This window comes from Streptomyces sp. NPDC002328 (assembly GCF_042890065.1).
In the GTDB taxonomy this organism is placed as follows: domain Bacteria; phylum Actinomycetota; class Actinomycetes; order Streptomycetales; family Streptomycetaceae; genus Streptomyces.
Map to the genome: position 1 here is coordinate 296,181 of NZ_JBIARQ010000009.1, position 16,959 is coordinate 313,139.

Sequence of the window (16,959 nt, forward strand, 5' to 3'; positions counted from 1 at the left end):
GATGGCCTCCGTTCCGTCCCACCCGGTGGCGTCGCGCGCCGGGGACAACTCGGTGGGTGAACTGCTGTCCTTCGTGACGTCGGATGTGCAGACCCTGCTCCGTCAGGAGGTCGAGCTCGCCAAGGCCGAGGTCAGGCAGGAGGCGACCAAGGCGGGCAAGGCCGCCGGCATGTACGGCGGCGCCGGGTTCGCCGGCTACATGGTGCTCCTGTTCCTGTCACTGGCCGCCGTGCTCGGGCTGGCCAACGTGATGGACGGGGGCTGGGCCGCTCTGATCGTCGCCGCCGTGTGGGCGGTGGTCGCAGCCGTGCTGTACCAGCGGGGCCGCACCCGCATGCGCACCGTGGAGCCCAGACCTGAACAGACCGTCGAGACGATGAAGGAGAACGCGCAATGGGCACGTCACCCGACCAGATGAGGGCCGAGATCAGCGCCACTCGGGAGCGGCTGTCCGCGGATGTGGACCGGCTCGCGGACCGGACCAGCCCGCGGCGGGTGGTCCGTCGCCGCAGCCGCAGGATGCGCGGCGCCGTCTCCGGTATGCGTGAGCGGGTCATGGGAACGGCCTCGCACACCGCCCACGAGGTCAGCAGCGGCGCCCAGTCGGCGGCCGGCACGCTTCAGGAAGGCACCCAGCAAGCGGCCGAGACGGCGCGCGACGCGGCCGGCCAGGCAGGGGAAGCGGTACGGCAGGCGCCCGACCAGGCGATGCGCCGGACCCAGGGCAATCCGCTGGCCGCCGGGCTGATCGCCTTCGGCGCGGGCATGCTGGCGTCCTCGCTGCTCCCGGCCTCCCAGGTGGAGCAGGAGAAGGCCGCCGACCTGATGGAACGCGGTGGCGAGGCCCTGGAGCCGCTGAAGGAGGCCGCCGCCGACTCCGCGCAGCACCTGAAGGAAGGCGCGAAGGAGGCCGCGCAGGGCGCGATGCAGGAGGTCAAGGGCACCGCCGAGGAAGCCGCCCGCACCACGCAGGACGAGGCCCGCGACCAGGCCGCCCAGGTGACGGACCAGGCGCGCCGATCGGGCGGGCAGGTCGCCGACGAGGCACGGCGACAGCCTGGACCCGGCTGAGTCCCGGGCAGGGCCTCCCAGGGCCGGGCGCGTGCACCACGCGCCCGGCCCGAGTCGCTCGCGGGCGCGGTGGCCCGCCGCCCTCGCCCGCCTTCTCTTCATTCTCTTCATGCCGACCGCTGTGCACAGGCGTAGCGTCACCAGAGGGGTGTGAGCGGGTATGCGTGGGTGAGGAGAACGCCTCGGAGAATGCGAGTACGCCTCACCCGCTGGAGGTACCGAGTGACCGGCTCGGGTGCTTTTGCCGCCGTCGCCGACGGACTGGACGCCGCGTTCGTGGAGACGGTCCGCCGGACCGGCGCGTCCATCGGCGCCCTCTACCTGCTCGCGCCGGACGAGCAGGTCCTCTGCCTGGACGTGCTGTACGGGGCGCCGGCCGATTTCGCCGCGCCGTGGGCGAGGGTCCCGACGGCCGCCCCGGCCCCGGTGGCCGACGCCGTCCGGGAGGAGCGCCTGGTGTGGGTGGGCAGCCAGGGCGAGCTGGCCCGCTCCTATCCCCGCACCGCCGTGGCGCTGCCCTACCCGCTCTCCCTGGCCGCCGCGCCCGTCACCGGCGACCGCACCTGGGGGGCGCTGCTGCTGATGTGGCCGGCCACCCGTCCGCCCCGGATGACCCGGCGGGAGGAGAGCCATGTCGCGGCCGGCTGCCGCCGGCTGGCCCGGCTGCTTGAGGAAGCCCTCGGCAACGGCAAGCCGCCGGCCGGCGACGAGCCCCCTCGCGTCCTGCCCGTGGCCACCGCCGAGGGGCGGACGGGCCCCGCGATGGCCGCCGCCGACTTCGCCGAACGTCTGCCCGGCGGCAGTTGCGCCCTCGATCTGGAGGGCCGCTTCACCTATCTCAGCGCCGGCGCCTGCGAGTTGCTCGGCCGCGACGCCGACCGGCTGCTGGGCACCCTGCCCTGGCAGAGCCTGCCGTGGCTGGACGACCCCACGTACGAGGACCGCTACCGCGCCGCCGTGATCAGCCGCGAGCCCGTCGCCTTCACCGCGTGCCGTCCGCCGGACCGGTGGCTGGACTTCCACCTGTTCCCCGACGGCAGCGGCATCAGCGTCCGCATCGTCCCCAACGGCGCGTCGCCGCCGCCCTCGCCCGCGCCACACGCCTCCGCGCGGTCCGCCGCCGCGCGGTCCGCCGCCGCGCCGTCCGCCGCCGCGCCCCGGGCCGGCCGGCTTTACCAGCTCACGCATCTGGCCGCCGCGCTGACCGAGGTCGTCGGCGTGCAGGACGTCATCGACCTGGTCGCCGACCAGATCATGCCCGCGTTCGGCGCCCAGGGCCTGGTCCTGTCCACCGCCGAGGCCGGCCGGCTGCGGATCATCGGCTTCCGCGGCTACCCCGTCGAGGTCATCGAGCGCTTCGAGGGCCTGCCCCTCGACACCTCCTTCACCCCGGCGGGCCGCGCCCTCACCAGCGGCATCCCCGCGTTCTTCACCACCCCGGAGGAGATGCGGCGCATCTACCCCGAGGCCCCGCAGATCAGCGGCAAACAGGCCTGGGCCTTCCTCCCCCTGATCATCTCCAGCCGGCCCGTCGGCATCTGCGTCCTGTCCTACGACGAACCGCGCGAGTTCCCGGCCGAGGACCGCGCCGTCCTGACGTCGCTCGCCGGGCTCATCGCCCAGGCCCTGGACCGGGCGCGGCTCTACGACATCAAGCACGAGCTCGCCCACGGCCTCCAGCAGGCCCTGCTCCCGCGCGACCTGCCGACGGTCCCCGGACTGGGGGTCGCCGTCCGCTACCTGCCCGCCACCCGCGGCATGGACATCGGCGGCGACTTCTACGACCTGATCCGGCTCGGCGACACCGCCGTCGCGGCCGTCATCGGCGACGTCCAGGGCCACGACGTCGCCGCGGCCGCCCTGATGGGGCAGGTCCGCACGGCCGTCCACGCGCACTCGGCCGCCGGCACGCGCCCCGACACGGTCCTGTCCGGGACCAACCGGCTGCTCACCGACCTCGGCCCCGACCTGTTCACCAGCTGCCTGTACGTCCGCCTCGACTTCGCCGCCGACCTCGCCACGCTGGCGAGCGCCGGCCACCCGCCGCCGCTCCTGCGCCGCCCCGACGGCGACACCCGGCCCCTCGACGTCCCGCCGGGCCCGCTCCTCGGCATCGACCCCGACGCGGCCTTCCCGGTGACCGAGATCCCGTTCACCGCCGGTCTCACGCTCCTCCTCTACACCGACGGACTCGTGGAACGCCCCGGCCTCGACCTGGACGACGCCATCACCGCCCTCACCGGCCATCTCGCCCGCGCCGACGAACAGGACCTCGGCGCGCTCGTCGACACGGTCCTGAGCAAGGCCGGCGTGGGCGCGCAGCGCCTGGACGACGTGGCGGTCCTCGCACTGCGACGGACGGGCTGAGGGGTCCCGGGTCGAGAACGGTTCACGAACCAGTGGGGCCGCGCCTGGGACCCCTCATGGATCCCGTTCACCTCCCGCAACGAGGACAGGATGTACACATTCGGCCACTTCATGGCCCCCGACGGACAAGTCGGCACCTGGACCGACCAGTCACTCACCCCGGCGAAACACCCGACACCGACCCACTTCCTGAACCTCGCCGCGGACCACGTGTGACATCGGAAGACACCGAGCGCTCCGTGAGCGCCTTGCGGGCCGTCTTGGTACGGACTGCTCGGTAGTAGAGCGGCTTCACGGACAGATACCGCCAGGGCAGCGCCTCCGTGAAGCCGTCGACGTGACGGAACTGCTCCAGGGCCGCTCCGTACCGGCCTTGCCGGTACAGGAAGTACGCCAGCAGGTGCCGTACTTCCGGGAGCCTCGGGTGGTCCGGGTCGGCGAGCGCCACGTCGGCGAGCACCGTGTCGACCAGTTCACGTACCTCGGGGGTGCGAAATCCGGCATCGCTCACCTCGTACGCGTGGTTCTCGTACCAGGCGATCAGCGGCAGCGCGGCCAGCAGGCTCCCCGGCGGTGCTCCGGCCGCCGCATTCTCGGCGAACTCCCGCGCGAGCCGCTTGGAGCCTCGCCATTTCGCGGTCCAAAACTGGAGGGCGCTGGTGTGCGCTTCGAAGTGGTGCGGCGCCCGAGCGGTGATCTCGGACCACAGCGCGTGCATCTCCCCGTTGGGGTAGCCCAGTCCGAGCGCCCTCCAGATTTCCGCGACGAGCGGGCTGGGGTCGTCGGGGTGCAAAGCCGCGGCCCGCCCTATGTCGTGCTGCGAGGCCAGCAACTCCCGGTGGAATCCCTCGAACCGGCGCCGCGACGTGCTGTGCGCACGCGCCGGGCCTCGCAGCTTCCACGCGTGGTGGACTCTGGCACGCGCCACCACGAGCGCGGCGTCCGGATCTCCGGGGCGGGCTTCCGCCCACGCCTTCAGCCAACGGTCGCTCCTCCTGGCCGCGACATACCCCAGCCGCTGCGCGTACAGCGAGCGGCGCTCCCAGTCCGGACCGGCGTCCTCGAACAGCCGGGCGGCGGGCTCCCAACGCCCCTGGGCGGCAGCCCTGCACGCGTGCTGCAACGGGGCGTCGGGGCCGGCGAGGCGAGAGTTCTGCCATCGCAGCGGCAGCAGGCCGTATCCCAGTACGTACCAGAGCGACAGCAGGCAGGCGGCGACAAAAAGTGCCATGGTCGGGGGAATCCGTTCCGGGAAACGATCAGCGCAGCGTGGTGGGGTCGAGGATCTCGTCGGGCGGCGGTGGGGTGGTGTCGACCGGCTTGTCGTGGTCGGTGACGATGAGATCGTCCATGGGCTCGTCGCCCCTCGCTACGGTGCTCCTCAGGACGTGGGGCTTGCCCTCCTTCGCGATGTAGAGGGTGACGGTCCGGGTCGGGCTCCTCTCGGTGAGCACGACGACCGGCCGGCCGCCCACCGTGGCGTCGGCTTCGCGGGTGGCGGTCCCGTCGGATACAGGGCTGATCGCCTCGATCATTCCTTCGAGAGGCTCGCATATCCGCCCGATGGTCTCCGACATCATCTTGGGGGGCTTGATCCAGCGGCCCTTGAACGCGGCGACCATCTCCTCGGTCAGTTCGGCCGTCATCCCGCGGCTGAACGTGGCCCGCCAGTACTCCTCCTCGGCCTTGACGTGGACGAGGGATCCCTTCTTGATGATGCGTATGGAGCCGAGCGAGTTGTCCACCGTGCCGTTGCAGGAGCCGTGGACGTCCATCGCCAGGTCGAACTTCGCTTGTCGGCCCTCGCTGCTCGCCTTGCCGGTGAGGCGCATGCTCGTGGTGTTCCTCAGGGTTTCCCGGACCTGATTGTCGATCTGCTCGGACGTCATGGCGTCGAACGGATGCGCGGTCCCGGTCGACGTCGAGGTGCTCTTCGCGTCGACCTCGGCGCTGTCCGCGCCGCAGCCTGCGATGACCACTGTCATGGCGGCGCACAGCAGCGCGGTGGCGGTGCGCTCGGCGATGTAGTGCTTCACGTGCGGGTTCCCCTCCCCTGTCGAACCTCGCAGACTGTATGTGATCAAGGCGCGGCACGTGCAAGAGAGATATGGGCGGGTGTGCTTGGGCTCGCGATCGAGGGTCCGGCGGGCTGCGGCCGGCCCAGGCGTGTCCGAGGAGCGCGTTGCCCGGATGTGCCACACGTCAGTGACCTTTGGCTGCCCGTAAGTCCCCTTGTCCGCTCGATGGCGGTCGGAGAGACTGCTGTCTTTCCGGGGGAAACGAGGGATGGGCCGGCGATGACCACGATGAGGATCGGCACCTTCGAGGGGGTGGGCGGGCCGCCTCCCCGGCAGAGGCCCGGCCTGAACCGGCTGGTGGGGGCGGCGCTGATCGTTCTGTCCCTGGAGGCCACACTGGCCTGCTGTTTCGTCTTCACCACCTGGCTGCCCACCGATCGAACCTTGTACCGGTAGTACAAGTCGGCCGAGGGGTGCCCCTCCGTTACGCCGGCACCGAAGTCGCGGGACTGCCTTCAGCTGGTCACCTTCACCGTCGAGGACACCCGTAGGTCCCTCAGGCACCAGTCGGCGACGCTGCTGGGCCCGGAGCCCTTCCCCAGGACGGTCGTGCCGTTCGGCGACGCGGGGCCGGTGGTGAGCGGGCTTGAGCAGGGGGACCAAGTCACCGGCACCGTATGGCGCGGCTCCGTCGTGGTGATCGCCGAGGGGACGTCCGACAGAATTCCGCCCACGCACCTCGCGACGAACCTAAGGGGCGCGGGGCAGCGCTGATGTGCGGCTCCGCCGCGGGGACGCGGCCAGCCCCCACGCCCCCGCAGGCGACGAACTGGTCCTAGTGGAACTGCTCCTCCTCCGTGGACCCGGAGAGCGCCGTGGTCGAGGAGGCCGGGTTGACGGCCGTCGACACCAGGTCGAAGTACCCCGTGCCCACCTCCCGCTGGTGCTTGACCGCGGTGAAGCCCTGCGCCTGCGCGGCGAACTCCCGCTCCTGGAGGTCGACATAGGCGGTCATGCCGTGCTCGGCGTAGCCGCGGGCCAGGTCGAACATGCCGTGGTTCAGGGAGTGGAAGCCGGCCAGGGTGATGAACTGGAACTTGTAGCCCATCGCGCCCAGTTCGCGCTGGAACTTGGCGATCTGGTCGTCGTCCAGGGCCGCCTTCCAGTTGAAGGAGGGCGAGCAGTTGTAGGCGAGCATCTGGTCGGGGTGCTGAGCGTGGATCGCCTCGGCGAACTCGCGGGCCTGGGCGAGGTCCGGGGTGCCGGTCTCCACCCAGATCAGGTCGGCGTACGGGGCGTAGGCCAGTCCGCGGGCGATGACCGGGGCCATGCCGTTGCGCACCCGGTAGAAGCCCTCGGCGGTGCGCTCGCCGGTGACGAACTCGGCGTCGCGCTCGTCGACGTCGCTGGTGAGCAGGTTGGCGGCGAGGGCGTCGGTGCGGGCGACGATCACGGTCGGCACGTCGGCGATGTCGGCGGCCAGACGCGCCGCGTTCAGGGTGCGCACGTGCTGCGAGGTCGGCACCAGCACCTTGCCGCCGAGGTGGCCGCACTTCTTCTCCGAGGCGAGCTGGTCCTCGTAGTGGATGCCGGCCGCGCCGGCGGCGATCATCGCCTTGGTCAGTTCGAAGGCGTTCAGCGGGCCGCCGAAGCCGGCCTCCGCGTCCGCGACGATCGGGGCGAGCCAGTCGGTGGTGTCGCCGGCGCCCTCCGAGGTGGCGATCTGGTCGGCGCGCAGCAGCGCGTTGTTGATGCGCCGGACGACCTGCGGGACCGAGTTGACCGGGTACAGGCTCTGGTCGGGGTAGGTGTGGCCGGACTGGTTGGCGTCGGCGGCGACCTGCCAGCCGGACAGGTAGATGGCCTGGAGACCGGCCTTGACCTGCTGGACGGCCTGGCCGCCGGTCAGCGCGCCGAGGGCGTGGACGTAGTCGAGCTCGTGCAGCCGGCGCCACAGTCGCTCGGCGCCGCGCCGGGCCAGGGTGTGCTCCTCGCGGACGCTGCCGGAGAGCCGGACCACGTCCTCGGCGGAGTAGGTGCGCTCGATGCCCTGCCACCTGGGGTCGGTGGCCCAGCGCCGCGCGAGTTCCTCGGCCGCCTGCGTCCTCGCCTCTGCCATGAGTGTCACCGTCTCCTCGGTCTGTTGCGTCTGCCAATCCGGCACCGCACTCGGTGCGGCTGGCACTGCGTGTCTTTCGACTGGTGCGGCCCGCCGTCGCCCGGGAGGGGCGGAGGTGAGCAATGCTGCCGGTACAGGACGCCGCCGTCGCCGGGATCTCCGACGTCAGGGCAAGTGAGTCGAGCCCCGGTTCCGGGCGGTGCCTGCCGGGTCCGGCGGGCCGCACTCACACTCTGGCACTGGCACTCAGTGCCATCAACCGTGGAAGCCCGCCAAGGTTTGCGAATCTTCTCGCCGCTTTTTGCCAACCTTGCGAAGGGTGCGGGGCGCGCCGCTTCGCATACGCTGCTGCGCGGGAGCCGGACACAAAGGGCTGCGACAAAGGGCTGCGACAAAGGGCTGCGACAAAGGGCTGCCACAAAGGGCTGCCACAAAGGGCTGCCACAAAGGGCTGCGACGGAGGTTGCGACGTGAGCAAGACCTACGCGGGGGCGCGGCTGCGGCGGCTGCGCGAGGAACGCCGGATGAGCCAGGCCGAACTGGCCCGGGTCCTCGCGATCTCACCGAGCTACCTGAACCAGATGGAGCACGACTCCCGGCCGCTCACCGTGCCCGTCCTGCTCCGGCTGACGGAGACCTTCGGCGTCGACCCCGGCTTCTTCTCCGAACGCGACACCACCCGCCTGGTCGCGGACCTGCGCGAGGCGCTGACGGGGGAGATCTCCGCAGCCCGGGTCTCGCCGTCCGACCTCGCCGAACTCGCCGCCCGGATGCCCGCGGTCGCCCGGGTCCTCGTCGACCTCGGACGCCGCAACCAGGTCCTGTCCGAGCGGCTCGCCGGAGCCGCCGACGGCCGCGAGACCTCCTCCGACGACACGCCCCGCTCGCCCCACGAGGAGATCCGCGACTTCTTCTACCGCCGCCAGAACTACCTGCACGACACCGACCTCGCGGCCGAGCGCCTCGCCGAGGAGATCGGCATCCGGCCCGGGGAGGTCGTGACGGCCCTGACGACCCGCCTCGCCGGCGCCCACGGCGTCCGCCTGAGCGTGGAGACCGACGACCACCTGCACCACTACGACGAACCGACCCGCACCCTCCACCTCTCCGCCCGGCTGCGCCCCGGCCAGCGCGCCTTCCGCATGGCGACGCAACTCGCCCTGCTGGAGTACGGCGCCGAACTCGACCGCCAGGCCGCCGAGGACTTCCCACCCGGCTCACCCGCCCACACCCTGGCCCGCATCGGCATCGCCAACTACTTCGCCGCCGCGCTGATCCTGCCGTACACCGCCTTCCACACCGCCGCCGAAGAGGTCCGCTACGACATCGAGCGGCTCACCGACCGCTACGGCCTCGGCTACGAGACCGTCTGCCACCGCCTCAGCACCCTCCAGCGCCCCCGGCTGCGCGGGGTGCCCTTCTCCTTCGTCCGCGTCGACCGGGCCGGCAACATGTCCAAGCGCCAGTCCGCGACCGGCTTCCACTTCTCCCGGGCCGGCGGCACCTGCCCGCTGTGGAACGTCTACGAGGCGTTCTCCGCACCCGGCCGCATCCACGTCCAGATCGCCGAAATGCCCGACGGGCAGCGCTACTTGTGGACGGCCCGCGCCCTCACCCGGCACCGCGGCGGCTGGGGCGAACCCGGCAAGACCTTCGCCGTCGGCCTCGGCTGCGAGATCCGCCACGCCCACCGCCTGGTGTACTCCGACGGCCTCGACCTCGCCAACGCCTCCGCCGCCACCCCCATCGGCATGGGCTGCCGAGTCTGCGAACGCCTCGACTGCCCCCAACGAGCGGCACCACCACTCGGCCGCCCGCTCCGCATCGACCAGAACAGCAGCACCTTCGTCCCCTACCCGGTCGCCGAGTCCCCCGACTGACCTGCCGACCGGCCGACGCCCGAGGGGGACTGAGCACGTCTTCGCCGCGGCTGCCGTGTCGGCAGGACCGCGGCTCAGAAGCCGCCCGTGCGGTACTCCGTGACGCCGGCGGTGGACGTGGCGGTGACGTTGTAGCGGTCGCCGCGCCCGCGTCGTGGTTGCCCTGGTCGTGGTTGTAGCCGAACGCGAAGGTGTACGTGCCTGCTCAAGGGCGCCGACCTGCTGCTCGACGACGCGGTGCTCGACCGCATCGACGAGATCGTCCCGCCCGGCGCCGACCTCTACCGCGCCGACGGCGTCTGGCAGCCGCGGTCCCTCACCCAGCCCGCCCGGCGCAGGCGCCCGGCGGGGGAGCGTGCCGCCGCCGACTGAGTCCCCCCACGGGCCGCGTTTGCCGGGGGAGGGGCGTGGCAGAAGGCATCTGTTCGTCGGACGGCGACAAGGACGGCGACGAGGACGGCGACAAGGGATCGCCGGCGGACGGCTCGGCGTGGCACCCGGGAAGCTATGGAGGGGGAAAGGAATGACGAGCACGCAGCAGGACGTGCCCGGCGGCTCGACGCGCGCGGCGGAGGGGCGCTCCGCGGTCGTGGACGTCGTCGGGGAGCCGGACTCCGCGCGGCGGCCGGACTTCGAGGAGCGGGCCGCGCGGATACGGCGGCGTCTGGAGCGGCTGATCGGCATCGCGGCCACGGAGGGGAACGCGCTGGTCGTCCTGCGCAACGGGGACGAGATCTTCCCGGCCATGCTGGACAGCATCAAGGCCGCCGAGCACACCGTCGACATGATGACGTTCGTGTACTGGAAGGGCGACATCGCCCGCCAGTTCGCCCGCGCCCTGTCGGAGCGGGCCCGGTCGGGCGTGCGGGTGCGGCTGCTGCTCGACGGCTTCGGCAGCCGGCTCATCGAGAAGGACCTGCTGGAGGAGATGGACCGGGCCGGCGTGGAGATCGCCTGGTTCCGCAGACCGCTGTACCTGTCGCCGCTCAAGCAGAACCACCGCTGCCACCGCAAGGTCCTGGTCGTCGACGAACAGGTGGCCTTCACCGGCGGGGTGGGCATCGCCGAGGAGTGGTGCGGCGACGCGCGCGACCCCGGCGAGTGGCGCGACACGCACGTCCGGCTCAGCGGCCCCGCGGTGGACGGCGTCGCCGCGGCGTTCGCGCAGAACTGGGCCGAGTGCCACGACGAACTCTTCGACAGCCGCGACCGGTTCGCCGAGCACCGCCCGCAGGGCGACGCCGTCGTCCAGGTGGTGCGCGGCTCGGCCAGCTTCGGCTGGCAGGACATGCAGACCCTGATGCGCGTGATGATCGAGTCCGCCGAGGAACGCTTCCGGCTGGCCACCGCCTACTTCTCCCCGGACGAGTACTTCGTCCGGTTCCTGTGCGACGCCGCCCGCCGCGGTGTGGAGGTGGAGATCCTGCTGCCCGGCCCGCACACCGACAAGCGCGTCTGCCAGCTCGCCGGCCAGCACTTCTACGAGGAACTGCTCGCCTGCGGAGTGAAGATCCACCAGTACCAGCCGACGATGATGCACGCCAAGATCGTCACCGTGGACCGCACGGCGGCGCTGGTCGGCTCGACCAACTTCAACCGGCGCTCCCTGGACCACGACGAAGAGGTCATGCTCGCCGTCCTGGACGAGGAGTTCACCGCCACCCTCGACGCGCACTTCGACCAGGACGTCTCCCTCAGCGCCCCCGTCCGGCCCGGCCGCTGGAAGAGACGCTCCCTGCGGCAACGCGCCTACGAGACCGCCGTGCAGCCCATACGCCGTTTCCTGTGACCCCGGCCCGCGCCTTGCCGATTCTTGGGGTGAGGAACACGACATCCCGGGCAGCCGAAACGCCATGACAGCCAGCGACACCACCCACGGCCGGGCACACCACGGCGCGGCGGTCCTCGCCGACCCCCTGCGCAACAAGGGCACCGCCTTCACCCGGCGGGAGCGCGCCGAGCTGGCGCTCGACGGACTGCTCCCGCCCGCCGTCGAAACCCTGGCAGAGCAGGCGGAACGCGCCTACGAGGCGTTCCGCGGCTACGACAAGCCGCTCAACCGGCACATCTACCTGCGCCAGTTGCAGGACACCAACGAGGTGCTGTTCCACCGGCTGATCACCGAGCACCTGGAGGAGATGCTGCCGGTCGTCTACACCCCGACGGTCGGCGAGGCGTGCCGCCGCTTCAGCGAGATCTACCGCAGGCCGCGCGGACTGTTCCTGCCGTACGACGACCGGGACCGCTTCCGGGAGATCCTCCGCAACCGTCCCAACGACGACGTGGACGTCATCGTCGTCACCGACGGTCAGCGCATCCTCGGCCTGGGCGACCAGGGCGTCGGCGGCATGGGCATCCCGATCGGCAAGCTCAGCCTCTACACCGCCATCGGCGGCATCCACCCGGCGCGCACCCTGCCCGTGCTGCTGGACGCCGGGACGGACAACGAGGAGCTGCTGCGCGACCCGCACTACCTCGGCTCCCGCCGTCGCCGGGTCACAGGCGAGGCGTACGACGAACTCGTGGAGACGTTCGTCTCGGCGGTGGAGGCGGAGCTGCCCGGCACCCTCCTGCAATGGGAGGACTTCGCCACCGCCCACGCGCGCCCGATCCTGACCCGCTACCAGGACCGGCTGCTGACCTTCAACGACGACATCCAGGGAACCGCGGCCGTCGTCCTCGGCGCGCTCACCACGGCGACCGAGATCGCCGGCGCCCGGCTGTCCGACCAGCGCTTCGTGGTGCTCGGCGCCGGATCCGCTGCCGTCGGCGTCGCCGACATGATCCGCACCGCTCTCGTCGACGAGGGGCTGTCGGCGGACGAGGCCGTCTCCCGCTTCTGGTTCGTGGACGTCGACGGCCTGCTGCTGACCTCCCGGTCCGACCTGACCGACGAGCAGCGGACCTACGCCCGCGACGACGACGAGGTCCGGCACTGGGACGGCGACGGGGCGCCCGCCCTCGACGAGGTCGTACGCCGGGTGAAGCCCACCGCGCTGATCGGTCTGTCCACCGCGCACGGGGCGTTCACCGAACAGATCGTGCGGCAGCTCGCCGCCGACTGCGAACGCCCGATGATCTTCCCGCTGTCCAACCCGACCTCGCACGCCGAGGCCGACCCCGCCGACCTGGCCCGCTGGACCGACGGGAAGGTGCTGGTGGCGACCGGCTCCCCGTTCCCGCCGCTGCGGATCGACGGCCGTGACGTGCCCGTCGCGCAGGCGAACAACGTCTACGTCTTCCCTGCCATCGGCCTCGCCGTCACCGCGGCCCGCGCCACCCGCGTGACCGACCGCATGATGGTGGCCGCGGCCCGCGCCGTCGGCCGCTGCGCCGCCCGCTCCGCACCGCAGGACGGCGGCCCCGCGCCCCTGCTGCCGCCCCTGGCCCGGATGCGGGACGCGGCACGCGAGATCGCCCTCGCCGCGGCCCTCGCGGCCGTCGAGGAAGGCGTCGCGCCCGAGGCCACCGAGGACGAACTGCGCGCCGCGATCACGAGGACCCAGTGGACCCCCGACTATGACGACTGACGAAGAGTGACGACGAGTGACGGAAGCCGGGTATGAGGTTGTCCGGCGGACGAGGAACGGAGGGCACGGTGGACTGGGGTCGGTTCGCGGAGCAGATGGCGGCGATGGCGCGGGACCTCCTGGCACAGGAATCGGTCGACGCGACCCTGGAGCGGATCACCGCTTCGGCCACCGAGCTGGTGGACGGGTGCGACGCGGCCGGCATCCTCGTACTGCACGGCGCGGAGGTGGAGAGCCTCGCCCCCACCGACCGACTGGTCGTCGACAGCGACAGGTTGCAGGAACAGCTGGGCGAAGGGCCGTGCTTCGACGCCGCCCACGGCGCGAAGGGCGACCGTGTCTTCCGTATCGCCGACTTCACCGACGAGCAGCCGCACTGGCCCGCCTACGCCCCGCAGGCCCGCCAGCTCGGCGTGGGCAGCATGATGGGCTTCCTGCTGTTCACCGAGGACGAGGACCTCGGCGCGCTCAATCTCTACTCCCGCAGACCCGGCGCTTTCACCGAGGTCAGCGAGCTGGCCGGCTGGCTGCTGGCCTCCCACGCGGCGGTCGCCTTCTCCAGCGCCCGCACGCAGGCCCAGATGGAACAGGCCCTGTCCACCCGCCACCTCATCGGCGAGGCCATGGGCATCCTCATGGGCCGCCACCACCTCACCGAGGAGCAGGCCTTCGAGGTACTGCGCCGCTACTCACAGGAGAAGAACATCAAGCTCCGCGAGGTGGCCCGCCGGATCTGCGAGAAGGGCACGCTGTCCTGACGCCGAGGACGCCGTCCTGATGCCGACGACGGCGGCCTGACGCCTGGGACGGCGGCCGTCGCCCAGGCGGGTTCCCTCTCGCGGTCACCAGTCGCGTGCGGCGCGTCGGAGGGTGTCCCGCACCCGGATCACGTCGGGGTTGGCTTCGGCGCCCGGCCGCTGGACCAGGAACAGGGTGTTCAGCGGGGACTCCTCCGGCTCGTGGAGCAGGGCGAGACGGCCGGAGTCGAGATACTCCTGACACAGCGACCGCGGCAGCACGCTGACGCCCGCGCCGGCGTTGACCGCGGACAGCACGGCGTACAGGTTCGGCACGGTGACGGCGGCACGGCCGGTGAGCTGCTTGCCGAAGACGTTCCGCCAGTAGCGCCGCACGATCGGCAGATCCTCGGCGTACGTGACGAGAGGCACCTCGCGCAGGGCGGCGCACAGATCGTCGGCCTGCGGGTGCGCGGCGATGCGCCCGGCCCATGTGGGGGCGGCGACCAGCAGGTACTCCTCGTCGGCGAGCGGCACCGACTCCAGGGACCGGCCCCGGGGCCGCCGGGTGGCGATGACCAGGTCGTGACGTCCCGCGCGCATCTCCTCCAGCAGCGGTTCCGGCAGCCCCTGCGTGACGCGCAGTTCGACGCCGTCGGCCACGAGAGGGACGAGCGCGGGCAGGACGCGTACGCACAGCAGCTCCGACGGCCCGGCGAGGTGCACGGGGGTAGTCTGCCCGGCGAGCGGACCGCCGCCTTCGAGCGCCGCGAGGGAGTCCAGGGGGCCCGCGATCTGGGCGGCGAACTCATGGGCGAGCGGGGTGGGCTCCACACCGCGCGGCAGCCGGGTGAACAGCTCACGGCCGGTCTGCTGCTCCAACGTGCGGATCTGAGCGGTCACGGTCGGCTGCGACAGGCCGAGCGCCGGCGCGGCGGCGGTGAAGGTACCGGCGCGGTACACGGCGAGGAAGGTGCGCAGCAGGTTCAGGTCGGCATGCGCGGGGAGCTGCCTGCCGACGCCGGCCGCGGTCTCCGGGGTGTCGGGCGTCCGGTTCTTCATGCAGGCCATGGTAGTCGCTGGTCTCATCGGAATGTCGATGGGAGGAATCGCCGGGCCTATCGATCAGTCGATCGGTGGGCTTGGCCGCGGCCTCCGTGAGTGGCGCGGTGTGGCGCGGTGTGGTGCCACGCGGTGTCGTGTGGCGTCGGTGAGGTGCCACCCCGGTGCCATCCGGGTGTCAGATGTGGCTCCTGTGTGCGCATGGGTATGCGTGGCACCACGCGTGCGCAAGCAGTGGGCGGTGCATCTTTGCAGCTCAGAGGGCTCTTGCGGGGGTGTCCCCCCCCGAGTCGACACCTCGCGCCTTGCTCATGGAGCCATTGTGGTGCCATGATGGCATCATGGATCTCACCCCGTATGTCGACACCCTCCGCCGTGAACTCGCGGTGGCCGCCGAGGCCGGCGGTGACGAAGCCCGTGAGCTGGCCGAGAGGCTCTCCGCTCCGCTGGAGTCGGCGGCCCGGCTGACCATGCTCAACGTGCTCTCCGCCGCGATGGGCGAGATCACCCGCGAACTCGCCCCCGGCTCGGTCGACGTACGGCTGCGCGGTATCGACCCCGACTTCGTGGTGACACCCCCGCCCGCCTACGGCGACGCCCCCGCGGAACCGGCCCCGCCCGCCGAACCGTTCAGGGCCTCGGCCCCCGCCCCGGCCGACGGCGACGAGGGCGGCACCGCCCGCGTGAACCTGCGGCTGCCGGCCCACCTCAAGGCCCGCGCCGAGGAGGCCGCGAACCGCGAGGGCCTGTCGGTCAACGCCTGGCTGGTGCGAGCGGTGTCGGCCGCGGTCGACGGCGGCACGCGGGAGCGCACGCCGGAGAGGACCCGCACCATCGGACAGAGCTTCACGGGGTGGGTGCGCTAGCCGCCCCGCCCGAGCCCGCGCCACTTCACCCACACCGCGTCCCACCAGCGGGGACGTCCCGAAGACCCAAGAGGACGGGACAGCCATGCCTTCTTTCGACACGCACGGACCCATCTCGGTCACCGCCCACGTGGGCGCCGGCTCCATCCGCTTCACCGCGAGCGACCGCCACGACGTCGCCGTCGAGGTGCGGCCCTTCGATCCCGAGCGGGACAGGGACGTGCGGGCCGCCGAGCAGACCGAGGTCGCCTACGCGAGCGGCGTACTGACCGTCAGGACGAAGCAGCGTTACCTCGTCGGGCCCACCGGCGCCGTCGACGTCACGGTCGATCTGCCCACGGACTCGCGCCTCGAACTGACCGGCTCCTGGGCCCAGGTGATCGGCGAGGGCCGCCTCGGCGAGGTCCGTGCGAAGACCTCCGGCGACGTCCGGCTCGACACCACCGGACCCCTGCAACTGACCGTGTCGCACGGCTCGGTCGTCGTGGACCGGGTCGAGGGGGCGGCCGAGATCACCACCAGTTCCGGCAGCATCCGCGTCGGCCTCGTCGACGGCCCCGCCGTCCTGAAGAACTCGCACGGCAACACGGTCGTCGGCGCCGTGACCGGCGAGCTGCGGGTGAGCGGTGCCAATGGTGCCATCGACATCGCGCGCGCCGAGGCGTCGGTCACCGGCACGAGCACCAACGGCGGCCTGCGCGTCGCCGAAGTCGCCCGGGGCGAGGTCCGGTTGGAGACCTCCAACGGTCCCATCGAGATCGGCATCCGCCAGGGCACCGCCGCCTGGCTGGACGTCAGCTCCAACCGCGGGAAGGTGCGCAACAGGCTCGCCGCGTCCGAGGCCCCGGAGGAGACCGAGGGCACCGTCACGGTCCGCGCCCGCACCAACTGGGGCAACATCGACATCCTCCGCGCCAAGCACTGAGCACCGCTTCCCCGCCCAGATCTGTCTCCCCTCATCGACCTCACCCTCTGACTCTGACTCCGAACGGAGGGCACCATGCCTTCTTCTGTCATGCCCACATCACGCCAGGCGGACGGCGGTCACCCGTCCCCGGCCGCCGTCTCCGCCGTCGGACTGCGCAAGACGTACGGCGACAAGACCGTCCTCGACGGCATCGATCTGCACATCCCCGCCGGGTCCGTGTTCGCGCTCCTCGGTCCGAACGGCGCGGGCAAGACCACCGCCGTGAAGATCCTCTCCACCCTCATCAGCGCCGACGGCGGCCAGGCCCGGGTCGGCGGTCACGACCTCGCCGCCGACCCGCACGCCGTCCGCGCCGCGATCGGCGTCACCGGCCAGTTCTCC

General features: G+C 71.9%; 16 protein-coding genes. 12 read left to right on the forward strand and 4 right to left on the reverse strand.

Annotated elements, in window-relative coordinates; all coding sequences use genetic code 11:
* Position 1 precedes the first annotated feature (1 nt).
* The 3 genes from ACFYX4_RS23990 (at position 2) to ACFYX4_RS24000 (ending at position 3,438) form a co-directional block, all read left to right on the forward strand.
* Entirely contained in the window at positions 2-418 is a 417-nt protein-coding gene (locus tag ACFYX4_RS23990; RefSeq protein ID WP_389336832.1) for a phage holin family protein, read from the forward strand.
* A complete protein-coding gene (locus tag ACFYX4_RS23995; protein ID WP_389336835.1) occupies positions 394-1,071 on the forward strand; it encodes a DUF3618 domain-containing protein in 678 nt (225 codons plus the stop codon). The genes ACFYX4_RS23990 and ACFYX4_RS23995 overlap by 25 nt, the downstream gene beginning before the upstream one ends.
* 189 nt (positions 1,072-1,260) lie before the next feature.
* A complete protein-coding gene (locus ACFYX4_RS24000; RefSeq protein WP_389336838.1) occupies positions 1,261-3,438 on the forward strand; it encodes a SpoIIE family protein phosphatase in 2,178 nt (725 codons plus the stop codon).
* A 154-nt stretch (positions 3,439-3,592) separates the two neighbouring features.
* Here ACFYX4_RS24000 and ACFYX4_RS24005 read toward each other — a convergent pair whose 3' ends face one another.
* Complete coding sequence (locus ACFYX4_RS24005; protein WP_389336841.1) at positions 3,593-4,669, reverse strand: hypothetical protein; 1,077 nt, start codon at positions 4,667-4,669, stop codon at positions 3,593-3,595.
* A 28-nt stretch (positions 4,670-4,697) separates the two neighbouring features.
* Positions 4,698-5,474 carry a hypothetical protein gene (locus tag ACFYX4_RS24010; protein ID WP_389336844.1) on the reverse strand — a complete coding sequence of 259 codons (777 nt, stop codon included), beginning with the start codon at positions 5,472-5,474 and terminating at the stop codon, positions 4,698-4,700.
* 261 nt (positions 5,475-5,735) lie between these two features.
* On the opposite strand from ACFYX4_RS24010, the gene ACFYX4_RS24015 reads away from it, so the two are divergent.
* Positions 5,736-5,912 (forward strand): hypothetical protein, encoded by a 177-nt coding sequence (locus ACFYX4_RS24015; protein WP_389336847.1) that lies wholly within the window; start codon positions 5,736-5,738, stop codon positions 5,910-5,912.
* 379 nt (positions 5,913-6,291) lie between these two features.
* Here ACFYX4_RS24015 and aceA read toward each other — a convergent pair whose 3' ends face one another.
* Entirely contained in the window at positions 6,292-7,575 is a 1,284-nt protein-coding gene (gene aceA, locus ACFYX4_RS24020) for an isocitrate lyase (RefSeq protein WP_389336850.1), read from the reverse strand.
* Between the two features lie 470 nt (positions 7,576-8,045).
* Here aceA and ACFYX4_RS24025 point away from each other — a divergent pair, with 470 nt between their 5' ends.
* The 5 genes from ACFYX4_RS24025 (at position 8,046) to ACFYX4_RS24045 (ending at position 13,743) form a co-directional block, all read left to right on the forward strand.
* Positions 8,046-9,455, forward strand: coding sequence for a short-chain fatty acyl-CoA regulator family protein (locus ACFYX4_RS24025; protein WP_389336853.1), 1,410 nt, complete (start codon positions 8,046-8,048; stop codon positions 9,453-9,455).
* A 237-nt stretch (positions 9,456-9,692) separates the two neighbouring features.
* On the forward strand, positions 9,693-9,827 hold the full coding sequence (locus ACFYX4_RS24030; protein ID WP_389336857.1) for a hypothetical protein: 135 nt from the start codon (positions 9,693-9,695) through the stop codon (positions 9,825-9,827).
* Between the two features lie 151 nt (positions 9,828-9,978).
* Positions 9,979-11,244, forward strand: coding sequence for a phosphatidylserine/phosphatidylglycerophosphate/cardiolipin synthase family protein (locus ACFYX4_RS24035; RefSeq protein WP_389336860.1), 1,266 nt, complete (start codon positions 9,979-9,981; stop codon positions 11,242-11,244).
* Between the two features lie 64 nt (positions 11,245-11,308).
* Positions 11,309-12,985 carry an NAD-dependent malic enzyme gene (locus ACFYX4_RS24040; protein WP_389336863.1) on the forward strand — a complete coding sequence of 559 codons (1,677 nt, stop codon included), beginning with the start codon at positions 11,309-11,311 and terminating at the stop codon, positions 12,983-12,985.
* Between the two features lie 68 nt (positions 12,986-13,053).
* Entirely contained in the window at positions 13,054-13,743 is a 690-nt protein-coding gene (locus ACFYX4_RS24045) for an ANTAR domain-containing protein (protein WP_389336866.1), read from the forward strand.
* A gap of 84 nt (positions 13,744-13,827) precedes the next feature.
* On the opposite strand, the gene ACFYX4_RS24050 is transcribed toward ACFYX4_RS24045, so the two are convergent.
* Positions 13,828-14,784, reverse strand: coding sequence for a LysR family transcriptional regulator (locus tag ACFYX4_RS24050; protein WP_389336869.1), 957 nt, complete (start codon positions 14,782-14,784; stop codon positions 13,828-13,830).
* A gap of 341 nt (positions 14,785-15,125) precedes the next feature.
* On the opposite strand from ACFYX4_RS24050, the gene ACFYX4_RS24055 reads away from it, so the two are divergent.
* The 3 genes from ACFYX4_RS24055 to ACFYX4_RS24065 form a co-directional block, all read left to right on the forward strand.
* Complete coding sequence (locus ACFYX4_RS24055; RefSeq protein ID WP_389336872.1) at positions 15,126-15,650, forward strand: hypothetical protein; 525 nt, start codon at positions 15,126-15,128, stop codon at positions 15,648-15,650.
* 85 nt (positions 15,651-15,735) lie between these two features.
* On the forward strand, positions 15,736-16,575 hold the full coding sequence (locus ACFYX4_RS24060) for a DUF4097 domain-containing protein (RefSeq protein WP_389336875.1): 840 nt from the start codon (positions 15,736-15,738) through the stop codon (positions 16,573-16,575).
* A gap of 75 nt (positions 16,576-16,650) precedes the next feature.
* The coding region (locus tag ACFYX4_RS24065; protein WP_389336878.1) for an ATP-binding cassette domain-containing protein at positions 16,651-16,959 on the forward strand (309 nt) is incomplete at its 3' end.